The organism is Halalkalibacter oceani (assembly GCF_023715605.1).
Lineage (GTDB): Bacteria > Bacillota > Bacilli > Bacillales > Bacillaceae_D > Halalkalibacter > Halalkalibacter oceani.
The window spans coordinates 55,395-69,158 of sequence record NZ_JAMBOL010000010.1 but is presented as its reverse complement, the minus strand read 5'-3'; the positions used below and the strand labels follow the sequence as shown (position 1 = coordinate 69,158).

14 protein-coding genes and 1 riboswitch are annotated in these 13,764 nt (G+C 47.5%); of the genes, 7 read left to right on the top strand and 7 right to left on the bottom strand.

Translation table 11 applies throughout. The annotated features are described in order from the left end of the window. The first annotated feature begins 7 nt into the window (after positions 1 to 7). Entirely contained in the window at positions 8 to 748 is a 741-nt protein-coding gene (locus M3202_RS12300; RefSeq protein ID WP_251223629.1) for an SDR family NAD(P)-dependent oxidoreductase, read from the top strand. Positions 749 to 1,002: 254 nt separating this feature from the next. Here the strand turns inward: M3202_RS12300 and M3202_RS12295 are convergent, their stop codons facing one another. From M3202_RS12295 to M3202_RS12285, 3 genes are all read right to left on the bottom strand, one after another. Next, on the bottom strand, positions 1,003 to 2,514 hold the full coding sequence (locus M3202_RS12295) for an NCS2 family permease (protein WP_251223628.1): 1,512 nt from the start codon (positions 2,512 to 2,514) through the stop codon (positions 1,003 to 1,005). A gap of 13 nt (positions 2,515 to 2,527) precedes the next feature. Continuing rightward, positions 2,528 to 3,127 (bottom strand): xanthine phosphoribosyltransferase, encoded by a 600-nt coding sequence (locus M3202_RS12290; protein ID WP_251223627.1) that lies wholly within the window; start codon positions 3,125 to 3,127, stop codon positions 2,528 to 2,530. A 95-nt stretch (positions 3,128 to 3,222) separates the two neighbouring features. Continuing rightward, positions 3,223 to 3,324, bottom strand: a riboswitch (purine riboswitch). 169 nt (positions 3,325 to 3,493) lie between these two features. Next, positions 3,494 to 3,670: a YjcZ family sporulation protein gene (locus M3202_RS12285; RefSeq protein ID WP_251223626.1), complete on the bottom strand. Its 177-nt coding sequence runs from the start codon at positions 3,668 to 3,670 to the stop codon at positions 3,494 to 3,496. A gap of 286 nt (positions 3,671 to 3,956) precedes the next feature. On the opposite strand from M3202_RS12285, the gene M3202_RS12280 reads away from it, so the two are divergent. From M3202_RS12280 to M3202_RS22380, 4 genes are all read left to right on the top strand, one after another. Continuing rightward, complete coding sequence (locus M3202_RS12280; RefSeq protein ID WP_251223625.1) at positions 3,957 to 4,475, top strand: PTS sugar transporter subunit IIA; 519 nt, start codon at positions 3,957 to 3,959, stop codon at positions 4,473 to 4,475. Between the two features lie 283 nt (positions 4,476 to 4,758). Continuing rightward, on the top strand, positions 4,759 to 5,292 hold the full coding sequence (locus tag M3202_RS12275; RefSeq protein WP_251223624.1) for a DUF8052 family protein: 534 nt from the start codon (positions 4,759 to 4,761) through the stop codon (positions 5,290 to 5,292). Further along, positions 5,289 to 6,905, top strand: coding sequence for a carbon starvation CstA family protein (locus tag M3202_RS12270; RefSeq protein ID WP_251223623.1), 1,617 nt, complete (start codon positions 5,289 to 5,291; stop codon positions 6,903 to 6,905). The genes M3202_RS12275 and M3202_RS12270 overlap by 4 nt, the downstream gene beginning before the upstream one ends. Before the next feature lie 437 nt (positions 6,906 to 7,342). Then, the gene (locus tag M3202_RS22380; RefSeq protein WP_285890444.1) at positions 7,343 to 8,230 is read left to right on the top strand and encodes a peptidoglycan-binding protein; all 888 of its coding nucleotides are present in this window, start codon (positions 7,343 to 7,345) and stop codon (positions 8,228 to 8,230) included. A gap of 120 nt (positions 8,231 to 8,350) precedes the next feature. Here M3202_RS22380 and M3202_RS12255 read toward each other — a convergent pair whose 3' ends face one another. Both M3202_RS12255 and M3202_RS12250 read right to left on the bottom strand, forming a co-directional pair. After that, complete coding sequence (locus M3202_RS12255; protein ID WP_251223622.1) at positions 8,351 to 9,313, bottom strand: TIGR03943 family putative permease subunit; 963 nt, start codon at positions 9,311 to 9,313, stop codon at positions 8,351 to 8,353. A gap of 18 nt (positions 9,314 to 9,331) precedes the next feature. Further along, positions 9,332 to 10,366: a permease gene (locus M3202_RS12250; RefSeq protein ID WP_251223621.1), complete on the bottom strand. Its 1,035-nt coding sequence runs from the start codon at positions 10,364 to 10,366 to the stop codon at positions 9,332 to 9,334. 199 nt (positions 10,367 to 10,565) lie between these two features. Here M3202_RS12250 and M3202_RS12245 point away from each other — a divergent pair, with 199 nt between their 5' ends. After that, positions 10,566 to 11,120: a DUF2179 domain-containing protein gene (locus M3202_RS12245; RefSeq protein WP_251223620.1), complete on the top strand. Its 555-nt coding sequence runs from the start codon at positions 10,566 to 10,568 to the stop codon at positions 11,118 to 11,120. Between the two features lie 158 nt (positions 11,121 to 11,278). Continuing rightward, on the top strand, positions 11,279 to 11,920 hold the full coding sequence (locus tag M3202_RS12240; RefSeq protein ID WP_251223619.1) for an SDR family oxidoreductase: 642 nt from the start codon (positions 11,279 to 11,281) through the stop codon (positions 11,918 to 11,920). A gap of 169 nt (positions 11,921 to 12,089) precedes the next feature. On the opposite strand, the gene M3202_RS12235 is transcribed toward M3202_RS12240, so the two are convergent. Together M3202_RS12235 and M3202_RS12230 are read right to left on the bottom strand one after the other, a co-directional pair. Next, complete coding sequence (locus M3202_RS12235) at positions 12,090 to 12,644, bottom strand: YpiB family protein (RefSeq protein ID WP_251223618.1); 555 nt, start codon at positions 12,642 to 12,644, stop codon at positions 12,090 to 12,092. A 232-nt stretch (positions 12,645 to 12,876) separates the two neighbouring features. Next, complete coding sequence (locus M3202_RS12230) at positions 12,877 to 13,710, bottom strand: undecaprenyl-diphosphate phosphatase (RefSeq protein WP_251223617.1); 834 nt, start codon at positions 13,708 to 13,710, stop codon at positions 12,877 to 12,879. Positions 13,711 to 13,764: the final 54 nt, after the last annotated feature.

Genomic DNA, 13,764 nt, shown 5'->3' with positions numbered 1-13,764 from the left:
GGGGAAAATGGATAAACGTGTTGTCATTGTAACAGGAGCGGCTCAAGGGATCGGCGCAGCCGTTTCCCGGGCGTTCGCCAAAAGCGGAGCCATCGTCATCCTGGCCGACGTCGAATTAGATAGAGCGAGGGAAGTGGTTGCCGGTATCCGAAAGCAGAATGGTGAAGCTCATCCGATCCGCTGTGATGTCAGGAGCGAAGAGCAAATTATCGAGCTTGTCAGCCACGTTCAGCAACAATTTGGCAGAATCGATGTTCTGATTAACAATGCGGGCAAATCGCAATGGTGCTCTCCTTTTGATCTTAGCGCATCTGCATGGGATGATATTCTCGCGACGAATGTAAGAAGCGTCTTTCTTTTTTCAAGAGAGGCTGCGAAAGTGATGCGCAAGCAGAAAAAAGGGGCGATCATTAATATCGCTTCGACCCGTGCTGTAATGTCTGAACCGCATTCGGAAGCGTATGCCGCTTCAAAGGGCGGAATTGTCGCGCTGACGCATGCGTTGGCCGCCTCCTTTCAAGAAGAAGGAATCCGGGTGAATGCGATCAGTCCAGGCTGGATTCATACTGGAAAGCGGGAAGAGCTGCGCGAGCAGGATCACGCCCAGCATTTTTCCAAGCGCGTCGGCGAACCTGACGATATCGCCCGAGCTTGTCTGTTTCTCGCAGACGACGACAATTCCTTTATTAACGGAGAGAACATCACGATCGACGGAGGCATGACCCGCAAAATGATTTATGAACAGTAGAAGAGACTGGGACAAAGGTTGTTTTTTTACCTTTTTCCCAGCCTCTCTAAGCAATGAGCGGAACCGCCACGATCTTTTAAAGCCCGTTGTGAGTGGGTTTCTCACAACGGGCTTGTGGCGTGTGAAGCCATTGCATGGCACATCCCCGAAATGGTGAGTGAAATCCGCACATGGTTTTTAAAGCAGGCGCATGCTTTCATATTGCTTCGAGCTTAGAGAAAAGGGTAGCTTTCCCTTTTCTCTAAGCTCTTTTCTTATGCCGCTTTTTTCAGCGGGTCTTCGGCTGTGGCGGCTGTACGTGTGGCAAAGGCGCAGTAGATGAAGAATACGGCGACTAGCATATAGCCAACGGCGAAATCGCCTGCCGCATTGAATGCGAGAGCCGGAGCGTGCATGAAGCCGACAAATGACAGCAGTGCGGCGATAAGGGCGAAAATTGTCGCCTGACGGAACTGGCGATCAATGATTGCGACCGTCATCGCTCCGAGCAGGATCGCCGTGAACATTGCCCCTTGACCGAGTGGTACAATTCCTTCTGAAATACCGGCTACCACTTCTCCGGCGGCATTATTAAAGCGGGTCATCACATAGTTGGCGAGATAAGGAAGCATCGCCAACGCAACGGCCGGGTAATATTTCTTTTCATTTGATACAAAAGCTGTACCGATCATTGACATTCCGACAAATACGAGGATCGGCGCAACAGCGGCCAATGGAATAATCGCAGCCAGTGCAGCAATCACACCACTCATGGCCGCGAGCGCAAAGACGATCGCATTTAAAATGCTGTAGCCCCGGCCAGCTCCCATTTCCTTTGAGCCGACTGTAGCGATGTACACCGTAGTCGGAAACAAGCCGCCAAAAATCGCACCAATCATCGTCCCAATGCCATCAACCGCCTGGCATTCGCGGATGTCGTAGGAGTCTCCGGCAGCAGCCATCGCATCGACATTGTTCATCGTCTCAATCGCATTATAAAGAGTAATCGGAATCAGCACGGCCAAAATCCCGATTAGAGCGCCGAACAGGTAGCTCATTCCTTCAAATGGTGCAAGCGAAGGCAGGAGTGGGTAGAAGCCGATGTTTGCCAATCCTTCTCTAATTTGTTCAGGCGATTGAAAACCGAGCGCGAAAGCAAGCACTGTACCGGCGAGGACGGCAAAGAGAGAAGCCGGAATGCGAAACGGCATCGCGATTTTACCGACAATACCAACAAGAATGATCGCAAGTGACACAAGACCGACAACCGGGATGGAGAAGGTGTTAAATAGCATTTCCCCGGCGACAAACGTCAGCGCTACCCCGGCGATCGCACCGAGCAGGGCAGCGCGGGGCAGACGTGCGCGAATCCAGTTGCCGCTGAAGCTGACAAGAGCTTCAACGAGACCGCTTAAAAAGGCGGCGGCGACAGCGATTTTCCAGGCGAGCTCGTGATCACCGGTCAAGGCGTGGGCCGGGACGAGGACACCAAATAAAAAGACAAACATGACAGGGGTGCTGATCCCGTAGGAAAGGGCGGTGACATCCGTCCGGCCTTCCTTTTGGGCGAGGCGTTTCGCCATATACGCATAATAAAGATTGCCGACAATGACAGCAACGGCCGCTCCGGGAATCACTTTTCCAAAAACAATACTTGCCGGAAAGCCAAGCCCAAGCATCGTCACGGCAATGACGACAAAATTAGCGAGGTTGTTTTGAAATAAGGCAAAAAAAGCATCTGTATCTTCTTTTTTATATAATGGATAATGAATTTCTTTCGTAGACATCTGCATTCTCTCCTTAGTTGGTAGACGTTGTAGTCAGACGATCCTCAATGAAGCGGACTTGACCGTCGGATAAGGCGGCAATTCTGGCTAATGATTCGATGCGATAGCCCTGCTCTTCAAGGAGCTTCCGTCCATTCTGGAATGATTTTTCAATGACAATGCCGACTCCGCTGACGCTGGCTCCGGCCTGCTCAACAATCTCAATCAGACCTTTGGCAGCTTGTCCATTGGCAAGAAAATCGTCGATGATCAATACGCGGTCTCCAGCTTGAAGAAAATCTTTCGAGACAGTGATGTCATTCGTTTCCTGTTTCGTAAACGAATACACTTGACTGACATAAACATGATCATTCATCGTCAAGGACTTCTTTTTCCGGGCGAAAATAAGCGGGCTTTCCAAATAATGAGCTGCCATGAAACTTGGGGCAATACCGGATGACTCAATCGTCAACACTTTTGTGATTTGCTCATCGGCGAAGCGTTTTGCAAACTCGGTGCCGATCGCTGCCATCAGCTCGACATCGACTTGATGGTTTAGAAAACTGTCAACCTTCAGAACGTGATCAGAAAGCACATTACCGCGCTCCTGGATCGCTTTCTTTAATGCTTCCATTCTGTAATCTCTCCCTTTTTGTTCAATCAAAAAAAGCCCGAACATCAAGCTCTCTCTCGCTGAGTGAGAACTTGACATCCGGACTTTTTACGTACGGTGTACAAATTATCACTCGTAGTCAGGCCATTTACGGCAGCCCGGTAGAAACTTGTGGACCATATCTCCACGATTATACGAGTTTAATTGGCTGATTGTTTGTATATAGGGGATAGTATAGAACAAAACAAAAGATAATAAAAGGTTTTTTCGAAAAAAACGAATGTTAGCCTATATTTCTGAAAATTCATTCGCCCATTGCCGTTGGAAAGCAAAAAAGCAGGGGCTCCTGCTTTAACATTTTCCAGCGGAGCCCCCCATCGGTTTTTCTTACTTACAATAAGAAGCACCGATAATAACCAACAAAATAAACAAGACTACGATTAACGCAAAGCCGCCACCGCAGCCATAACCGCCACCGCCGTAGCCAGCACCGGCAACCGGTCCATATCCATAGCCGCCGCCGTAACCTCCGCAGCCGCAGCCTGATCCGCCGAAGAATCCCATGTTTATCCACCGCCTTTCATCAGAAGATAGTATAGACTATGCATCGGGGCAGGGGACGGTCTCATCAAATGCGGAAATTAGCTGTACATCTTTATCCAGGCATGGATCATAAAGAAGGATTTTGAACGTTTCGGTACAGTTCTGCCGTCATTACTGATATTTCAGGAAACAATTGAGATATCTCTCTTGAAAAAAGGAACAAAGTTGTTTGATAATGAAACACGAAGGGTAAAGTAACAAGAAAGAATCTAACTGAGGGAAAACTCCAGAGAGGTGACGAAAAACGATGTTAAAAAAATTATTCGGGCTTGATAAAAAAGAAGCTTCCCCAATTCAACCTAAGGAAGAGATGGTTCACGCTCCTTTAACGGGAAAGCTTGTTCCTATAGAAGATGTACCGGATCCGACGTTTTCTCAGAAAATGATGGGAGACGGGTTTGCGATTGATCCGGCTGACGGAACCGTGCTTGCTCCGGTTTCAGGTGAGATTGTTCAGGTTTTTCCAACGAAGCATGCGGTCGGAATTAAGACTGCAGGCGGAGCAGAAGTGCTGATCCATATCGGCCTTGAAACCGTTACGATGGATGGAGAAGGCTTCAAAGCCCACGTGAAAGAGGGCGATCAGGTTCGAGTCGGCGACTTGCTGGTCGAGTTTGATCTCAATCTTGTGAAAGAAAAAGCGGCCAGTGCCTTAACGCCTGTGATCATCACCAATCAAGATCAGAGGGACAGTGTCATTAAAGAGCCGGCGAGCGCAACGGTGGCGGGAGAAACGCCGCTTTTGACGGTTAAACATTCAAAGTAAGGCCATAGGGCCGGGTTTACTAAAAGGGTTTCGAAGGCAGTGGCTTTCGAGGCCCTTTTTTCATGAAAAACGTCGAAGATGCCTCCATCCATTTTCAGTAAGTTATACAGGTCTTTAGATTGGTTCGATTCTTTTCTGAAATAATGTATAATTTAGAAGAGTTTTAAATTGATTGAATATTCCTACTAATTATCCAGTAGCAGGAATAAACTTCTAAAGGGGGAGATAGTCGGCGCTGTGAGAGGGGGAATGAGAACAAAAGTGTAGCTGAGGTGGTAAGAAGATGGCACAAACCGGTGTAGACAAATATTTGAATACGATGGCGAACCAGTACACAATGCAGTTTAATGTCTACCGCGATGAAAAAATTGGAGAGCTTCCACTCGCTTTTTATGCTGAATTTAAACGGCGGGATGAAAAATACTTGATGACGAAATCGATCAAAGTATGGAGCGTGGAAAATCAACAATATGTGTTCGTCAGGAAGGCGGAGCAAGCTCTCAGCGTGGCCGAAGTCAGGCGATTTGCCGCTGAAATAGATAAACATATTCCTTCTTTTGTACCGAAAAAACAGGAGCATATGTCGACTTATTTCCTCGGGGTCATTGTCGTAGATGGTCCGGTTGACAAGAAGGTACAGAAGGAGATACAGCGGGCGCGTAAAATCAAATTTTTGAAATATGGCTGGCATGGTTGGGCTGATCGCTATATGGCCGTCGTGAGTTTACAAGAGAAAAATGTGTTTGTGCACAAAAAAGGGAGAGAGTTTGTTAAAGGGTTTGAAAATGCCTTAACAAAGGAGGAAGCGAAGTCATGAACTTTTTAGTTTTATTATTGATTTCCGGCGTTATTCTTCTATTCGCTTATCGAATTTATGGAAGATTTCTTGAGCGCGAGCTGAAAGTCGATCCGGGGCGCGAGACACCAGCGATGACCGTCAATGATGGCGTGGAATACGTACCGGCGAAAAAACCGGTGCTTTTAGGTCACCATTTCGCAACCATTGCCGGAGGAGGGCCGATAACCGGTCCGATTGCGGCCGTTGTCTTTGGCTGGTTACCCGCTGTTATCTGGATTATTGTCGGAAGTATATTCATTGGCGGTGTCCACGATTATACCTCGCTTCAGGCTTCCATTCGTCATAAAGCACAGTCGATTGGTACCATTATTAAGGAATATATGGGTGGCAGAGGGCAAGTGCTGTTTCTCACCTTTTCGATTGCGACCCTGATCCTGATCGTCGGTGTTTTCATGATTTTGGTGGCGAATACATTTGTGTCCGTACCGGAAGCGGCGACGGCATCGATGTTATTCATCGGAATTGCTATTATTTTCGGGTTTTTAGTTAACCAATTGCGGACGAATTTTATCATTAGTAGCATTTTAGGGGTCGTGGCGATGCTGATTGCGATTTGGGTCGGCATTTCATTTCCGTTGCATTTAAGCGCGACGACATGGTCGCTGATCTTGCTCGGCTATGCGTACGTGGCTTCCGTCATGCCAGTCTGGCTGCTGCTTCAGCCGCGTGATTATTTAAACGCTTTCTTGTTATATGGAATGATCATTGGTGCGACTGTCGGAATTTTGATTGCGGCTCCGACGATTCAACTACCGGCGTACACGGGCTTTAATCATGAAACGATGGGCTTCCTATTTCCGATTCTGTTTATTACCATTGCCTGCGGGGCGATTTCCGGCTTTCATTCCCTTGTTTCATCCGGAACAACAGCGAAGCAGCTTGATAATGAGCGAAATGGGAAATTTATCGCCTATGGCGGGATGCTGCTTGAAGCCTTCTTGGCGATCATCGCGATTGGCTCTGTTGCCTATTTAACCCAAGCGGATTTTGCCGCCCGCTTAGAGGCGCTAGGTGGCCCGATTGGAACATTCGCAGCAGGAATCGGCTATTTTATGTCGTTCTGGGGTATCTCTGAATCAGTCGCGGTAACGTTTACTGCTTTGACGGCTTCAGCTTTTCTGTTGACGACTCTTGATTCAGCGACGCGTCTAATGCGTTACGCTGTTCAAGAAATCACTGAAAACCGGGCGCCGCAAGCTTTTCAAAACAGTCATGTTGCAACAGTGACAGGATTGATCGGTGCTGCTGCTCTTGCTTTAACTGGCACATGGGAGCAGGTTTGGCCATTATTCGGATCGGCCAATCAGATGCTCGGTGCCCTTGCCTTGCTGGCTGTCGCTGTTTGGCTTAAGAAGACAGGCGCCCGTAATTTCTATGTCGTCATCCCGATGGTATTTATGTTTTTAGTGACGGTTGCCGCCCTCGGTGTATTGATGTACAACAATTTTGTAGCAAGCAACTGGCTGCTGTTCGGTTCAGCCTTCGTCTTATTTGTTCTCTGTATATTCCTGGCGCTTGAAGGATGGCGTTCGATCTTTGAAGAAGAAGCAGATTCTACGATCAAAATGTAAGCGGATGCAGTGATAAGATAAAAGCGGACTTACGAGAAAAAATGACAGTGGCGCAGAGGTCCGTCACATTACAGAAAGCTCGTGACGGCTTGCTCATTGCTTAGAGGCTTGAGATAAAGGTGAAAACACACCCTTTTCTCTCAGCCTCGTTTTTTTTTGGTGGCGGAAAAGAGGCGGCTTGTAATCTGGTACGCGCGCAGGCGTCACTCGCCATAAGCCTTATGAGAAATCTGCTCACAACAGCTTTACCAAATCGTGGCAACTCCACTCGCTGTCTCCCTTCATCATTTCAATTTCGTAACAGGCGGTTTACATTTGGTTATGTGGTTTACAAAGCGATTTCGTTTTCGTTAAAACAGGTCGGAAAGCATTGCTTCCCCGAGGCTTGGCTGATATCGTTGCATTCGGTGAGACATTTACATAAGGAGGTTTTTTATTTGAAACCGGATCGACCATCACGATTTATACGTCGCATCGGATTACCAATTGCAGCCGCAGGAGTCCTCTTTTTCACACAACCGGCTCTGTCAGAAGCCGAGGAACCAGTTCAGCTGACGACTACCGAATTTGAACGGGGAATCGAGCATCACGAAGTTGGGATTTTGCAACAATTACTTGCTGTACAAGCCGGAATCGAATCACTGGCAATCACGGATAAATATGATGCTGATACAGAAGAAGCCGTCAAACGCTTCCAGGAACAAGCCGATTTACCGGCAGACGGCATTGCCGGTCCACACACATTAGGCGCATTGCTCATGTTAAGCAAAGGGGATCAAGGCGCTCTTGTTGAAGAATTGCAAAAGCTGCTTCAAGAATGGGGCTATGATCAAATAGAAGCTGACGGAATTTTTGGCCCGTTGACGAAGCAGGCAGTGGAAGCCTTCCAAGCTTCACAGCAAATTGCCAAGGATGGGATCGCCGGCCCGCAAACCTATGCCAAACTGGCAAAGGTAGAACAGGCAGCGCAGGAAGCGGAGATTGAACCACTCGTTCAGGCAGCCGCGACCGAGCCGGCGGCAACTGACGAAGGCGCGACGGTTTTCGAAATGGAAGCGACTGCTTACACAGCCGATTGTCAAGGCTGTTCAGGGATGACCGCTACGGGAATTAATTTGCATGAAAATCGGCAGCAAAAAGTGATTGCTGTTGATCCGGACGTTATTCCACTCGGAACCCGCGTTTACGTTGAAGGCTACGGAGAAGCAATCGCCGGTGATACAGGCGGGGCGATTAAAGGAAATAAAATCGATCTCCATGTGCCGACAAAGGAAGAAGCCCTTTCGTTCGGCCGCAGAACTGTTACGGTCACGATTATCGAATAACGAAAAGAGGATGTCCAACCAGCCGTGGTTTTGGACATCCTCTTTTTCCTGTAGTGGAGCTGCGACAAAAAACTGTTTTTTGCCTTACAGCTCTTTTCCTGGTGGTGGCGTCACCGTCCTTTAGAAGCTGAAGCGTGGAAAGACATAGGGGTTTTCCGGCTCTTCGATCACTTCAATCTCCTTTAACTGAACGAGCGGCATCGGGTAGCCGTTATATTCGGTTTGATTGAGGACGCCGCGCAGTGTGACCCATGTATCATTTGCAAACTGGCTTGCATCGTCCGTGTGAACCATTGTGCCGTAAACAGCGGCGTCGGCGACACAGCATGTCATGCCGAAGCGGGCGACGACAAACTGATGATCAGCAAAATCAGGCTCGCGATAGACAAAACCTGTGATCTCGATCGTATGACCGACAAAGCGCTGAAGCTGAAGATCGAGGATCGTCATCACATCGAGATAGTTTTCCTCTGTGACAATGACCGTTTCTGCTTGATGAAACTCTTCGGCCAAATCCTCATAATATTGCTTGAAGCCTTCCTCCACATAATAATCGCGGGCATCGAACTCGTCAGCTTCTGTGCTTCCCGCTTCGAGCTGCTCATAGTAGCCGTCAGGATCCGCTAAAAATGCTTCCGCCCTGGCGGTATTTGTGGCGGCCGGCTGAGCCGGTGAAGGAGCAGAGGACTGTTCCGTAAGGATTCCGGAGCCATACTGAATTCCGCGATTAGCTGCAACCGAGCTGTCCAATACTTTGTCTGGCAGCACAAATCCGAGAATAATGGGAACGATAAAAATCGAATATACGAGCAGCTTTCCGGCTGGTGATCCCGGCATGCTGTGGTCGGCGCCGCACTCGCAATCATGCTCCTCCTCTTGATTTTTCGCGGTGCTTCGAATAATTTGGACGACACCGAGCAACAGAAAGACAACGGTGGCAAAGTATGTAAAAGGCATCATCGTCGGAGCAATATAATAACGGATGTTGCCGGTGATGATAAAAGCGAGCATCAACAGCGCAAAGCCAATTAAAATAATCCCGCGTATATAGGCATGAAAACCGAGGTCGGTATGCTTGTTCATTTCCATGATCCCCCTTATCTAAATAATCCCGCCAAGCTGAAGTGCCATCACAGCGAGAAAGACGGTTACCGTAACAGTCAGGATGAAGCCGATCACAAAACGAGCCGAGAAGAAAGCGAACAGCATAATCGTATTTTTTAAATCAATCATCGGACCATAGACGAGAAATGCAACGATTGAGCCTGTCGTAAACATGTTGGAAAAGGACGAGGCGACAAACGCATCGGCCTCCGAACAAAGGGAAAGCAAATAAGCGAATGCCATCATCACCGCTGTGGAGGACCACTCATTTCCGCCAATTGTCTGGAGGAAGCTGCGATCCAGAAATGTTTGAAAGAGAGCCGCGACGAAAGCGCCGAGAATTAAATATTTCCCCATTAAGAAAAATTCATCGGCGGCATGATAGAACGTTTGCTTCCAGCGTGTTACAGAGCCGTGCGAATTCCCTATCACTTCGACATGCTCGTGGGTAAGGTCATGCTTTGTTCTCTTTAAATGATGTTTGTTCTTAAAGACTATGTACAGGATCGCCCCAATTATGATAGAAAGGATGAAAGCCAGTCCCATCCGCGCATATAACACGGTAAGGTCGGTCCGAAAGGCAAAGAAAGTTGAAGCAGCGACAACCGGGTTAAGGATCGGCGCAGCGACAAGGAAGACGACGCCGACATGGAGAGGCATGCCTTTTTTGATCAGCCGGCGGACAATCGGGACGATTGCACATTCACAAATCGGAAAGATCGTTCCTAAAATAGCAGCAGGTAAAAGGGCAGCATACGCATTTTGCGGCAAAAACCGCTGCATCCAGCTTTCTTTGACATAAATTTGAATCAGGGCAGAAACGAAAACACCAAGTAAAATAAAAGGAATCGCCTCAAGAACAATACTGAGGAAGATCGTATTGACTTGCAACCATGTATCCGGGACTGTAAAGCCGGCTTGTTCGTTTTTGAAGGATTCAATCGTGAAAAATAAAATGAGGAAGAGGATAAGTAAGAGAAAACCGAGAAAGTCTTTTGCAAATGAAAGAAACCGTTCTTTTACACTATGCATAGTGGCGATACTCCTTGCAGTTCGTTCGCATGATTTGCTTCTCTGCTATTTTACCATAAATGGATAGATTTGCAGGTCGAGTGGCTGATTGTAACAGAAATGTAGCAATCCAGAAAAAGTAAAAAAAAGAGGCTGGCTTATCGCAATATTTCCTGTTACACTACGGTAGTTGTTAAGTTTTGAAAGTAGGTGATCAAATATGTTGCAGGCGTTGATTATTTTTGTTGCCCAGTTGCTTTTTGTCCCGGTGTTGACTTTGCGTACGATTATGATGGTAAAGGGAATGAAGGAAAAAGCGGCGGCGATGGGCATGCTTGAAGGGATTATTTACGTTGTCGCGCTTGGCATTGTCTTTAGTGATTTATCGAATTATATGAATATGATCTCCTATGCATTAGGTTTTGGGATTGGTGTATATATTGGACAAATTATTGAACAGAAGCTGGCAATCGGCTATGTAACGATAGAAGTAAATATTATGCAAAAAAACGAAGACCTGACAAACCGGTTGCGTGAGGTAGGCTTTAGCGTTTCAACCGCAGAAGTGGAAGGAATGAACGAAGCGAGACGCTACCGTTTGGATTGTACGGCAAGGCGGGATCGCGAGAAGGAATTTATTGAAATTGTCAGCAAGTATGAACCGAGTGCCTTCATCGTCTCGTACGAACCGCGCAACTTCAAAGGCGGTTATATTACAAAAGCAATGAAAAAAAGAAAAGAGAAGTTCATGCGCAGCAAAGCGAAAGTATCCTAGCGTTGTTAGGAAAGGAGCTGGGCAAAAGGTAGAAAACAACAACCTTTTGTCTCAGCTCCATTTTTATTTGCGAGCTTTTTGATTGACCATGCGGACTGAAGTTGTTTACCGTATAGGGGAGAAGGGAAATCTAATGAGCGAAAGGAGAGGATCACAGTATGGACATTTTAGTCGTTGGAGCAAATGGACAGGTGGCCCGGCATTTGCTGTCAAAGCTTAAGGAGCTTGGGCATTCGCCCGTAGCAATGATCAGAAAGGAAGAGCAGGCCGAGGAGCTGTTGAAGCTCGGCGCAGCAAGAACGGTCGTCGCCGATTTGGAAGGGGATATCAGCGCGGCGTTTGCCGGCGTTGATGCCGTTATTTTTGCAGCCGGTTCGGGCGGTCATACCGGTGCGGACAAAACGATTTTGATCGATCTCTGGGGAGCGATCAAAACAATTGACGAGGCGGAAAAGCACGGGATCAAGCGCTTTGTTATGCTAAGTTCGATGGGGACCGTTGATCCTGATAAAAGCGACCGGATTCGCCACTATTTAGTGGCGAAAAAGCTGGCTGACGACCATTTGAAACGTTCCGGGCTTGATTATACGATCGTGCGGCCGGGCAGTTTAACAAATGATCCCGCTCAGGGAAAAATCAAACTGGAACCGGAAATTAAAGTTCGGGATAATACGATCACGAGAGAGGATGTCGCGATTGTTCTCGCCAATGTGGTCGAGCGCGAGCAGACGATTCACAAAACATTTGAAATTCTAAATGGAGACACGCCGATTGTTGAGGCGCTTGATGCGCTGAACTAACATAGAGTGGAACGAAAATAGGGCAGTGGCTTTGAGCTTGAGGCTTTTCCTCAAGCTTCTTGCTCGTCTCGGAGATGTGATGCGAACTCTTGGCAGGGAGTGCGCGAGCCAGACAGGCTTCGCGCACTTTCTTGAGGGTTGTTTGAGCCGGAATTTACGATCTGCTAAGTCAGGAAGTTTGGGCGTCCAACTCCTGCAGCTGCTTGACCAGCAGTTTGAAGCGCTGCTCATCCTTATGATCGAGCGCTTCATCGATTTGCTTTAACAGGGTGTTTTTTTCTGTTTCGATCAGTACGGCCTCAATCAATGAGCCGGCTTCCTTTTTATATGCTCGGAATTGCTTATAATGTTTAATGTATTCTCTTGACTCGGAGTCCAGCATTTGTAAATATTGCTGATTTTGCGCTTTGCCATGAAAGTGGAGGATGACGTAGACTGGATCGGCCGGATTCGCCTGGAGCTCTCCGATGGCGCGGGCCGGATCATCGATTTTTTTACGATATAAGTAAAAAGCAAACCCCGTCTCCTCGGACTGGATGGACGAAACGACAATGGTCCGTTCACGGCTGCGGATTTCTTCAGTAAAGATGACTTGCTCAAGCAAATGATAATGCTGCAAGAGGTGTTCCAGTACCCGCCCCGCCTCTTTTCGTTTTAATTGCTGCTGTGCGAGGAACCATTTAAGAAATTGACGCTTTTCTGCTACGGATACCCACTTCCCCATTCATTGATCACCCTTAAAACCTTTTCTATCAGTGTAACATACATCTCATTTACGTTTTTAACGATGTGAGAAAATCTTACATGGTTTTTGGCTAAAGGAAAGAAGGAAACAACTTGGAAGGGCGATGAGACAAAACTAGCTTTGGACCTACTGGCAATGGCTTCACACGCCACAAGCCCGTTGTGAGAAACCCACTCACAACGGGCTTTAAAAGATCTTGTCCCAGCCTCTCCTATAGATCAATGATGATGCTGTTTTCGAGATAAAAATAGACAAAAATCGCAGCGGCGAAGCAGTAAAGCGCAAAGTAGATCAGCTTGCTCTTTTTCAAGAAATCAATTAACCAGACGATGCCGAGCCAGGAAAAAACAAACGTAGCGAGGAAAGCAATCACTAAAGGACCGACCCCGACCTCGGCGATGATAGAGCCTTCCATAAAATCACCGATCGCCAGCACGGTGGAGCCAAGGATGACCGGGATCGACAAAAGGAATGAATAACGAACGGCGGTGTCCTTGTTTAAGCCGATGAACAAAGCCGTAATCAAGGTTGCGCCTGAGCGGGAGACTCCCGGCATGACGGAGATTGTCTGACCGAGACCGACAATCACAGCATCGACAAAGGTCATTTCTTTTTCCGTCCGGTTTCCAAGCCGTGCGAACCGTTCAATGATGATCAGGAAAAGTCCTGTGACGGCCAGCGCGGCAGCAATAAACGGCGGCGTTTTAAAGACATCTCTGATCGCATTTTCAAGCACGAGGCCGAGCACCCCTGTAATAAAGGTGGCAACGATAATATAAAGAGCGAAATAAAAAGAAGTCCGGTATTCGGCGGAACGGCTCGTTATGTATCCGAAGAACCCTTTTATAATCGTCAGCAGATCGGCTCTAAAGTAAATGACAACGGCTAAAATCGATGCTAAATGAAGAAAAATTTCGAACCCGAGTCCGGGAAATGAGTAACCGAGCAGAATCTGGGTGATAACAATGTGAGCTGTACTGGAAATGGGCAAAAATTCTGTAATTCCTTGGACAATGCCAAAGATTAACGCTTCTAAGATTGACATGTGTGTCTCCGTCCTTTTTTCACAAAATAGTCATTCCTACCATGTAGAAAAACA

What these genes read in the sequence shown, in the direction of transcription:
- M3202_RS12300 (WP_251223629.1), top strand. Translation starts at nt 8, where the DNA reads ATGGATAAACGTGTTGTCATTGTAACAGGAGCGGCTCAAGGGATCGGC.
- M3202_RS12290 (WP_251223627.1), bottom strand. Translation starts at nt 3,127, where the DNA reads ATGGAAGCATTAAAGAAAGCGATCCAGGAGCGCGGTAATGTGCTTTCT.
- M3202_RS12235 (WP_251223618.1), bottom strand. Translation starts at nt 12,644, where the DNA reads ATGGGGAAGTGGGTATCCGTAGCAGAAAAGCGTCAATTTCTTAAATGG.
- M3202_RS12250 (WP_251223621.1), bottom strand. Translation starts at nt 10,366, where the DNA reads ATGCATAGTGTAAAAGAACGGTTTCTTTCATTTGCAAAAGACTTTCTC.
- M3202_RS12285 (WP_251223626.1), bottom strand. Translation starts at nt 3,670, where the DNA reads ATGGGATTCTTCGGCGGATCAGGCTGCGGCTGCGGAGGTTACGGCGGC.
- M3202_RS12255 (WP_251223622.1), bottom strand. Translation starts at nt 9,313, where the DNA reads ATGAACAAGCATACCGACCTCGGTTTTCATGCCTATATACGCGGGATT.
- M3202_RS12230 (WP_251223617.1), bottom strand. Translation starts at nt 13,710, where the DNA reads ATGTCAATCTTAGAAGCGTTAATCTTTGGCATTGTCCAAGGAATTACA.
- M3202_RS12295 (WP_251223628.1), bottom strand. Translation starts at nt 2,514, where the DNA reads ATGTCTACGAAAGAAATTCATTATCCATTATATAAAAAAGAAGATACA.
- M3202_RS12280 (WP_251223625.1), top strand. Translation starts at nt 3,957, where the DNA reads ATGTTAAAAAAATTATTCGGGCTTGATAAAAAAGAAGCTTCCCCAATT.
- M3202_RS12245 (WP_251223620.1), top strand. Translation starts at nt 10,566, where the DNA reads ATGTTGCAGGCGTTGATTATTTTTGTTGCCCAGTTGCTTTTTGTCCCG.
- M3202_RS12270 (WP_251223623.1), top strand. Translation starts at nt 5,289, where the DNA reads ATGAACTTTTTAGTTTTATTATTGATTTCCGGCGTTATTCTTCTATTC.
- M3202_RS12240 (WP_251223619.1), top strand. Translation starts at nt 11,279, where the DNA reads ATGGACATTTTAGTCGTTGGAGCAAATGGACAGGTGGCCCGGCATTTG.
- M3202_RS12275 (WP_251223624.1), top strand. Translation starts at nt 4,759, where the DNA reads ATGGCACAAACCGGTGTAGACAAATATTTGAATACGATGGCGAACCAG.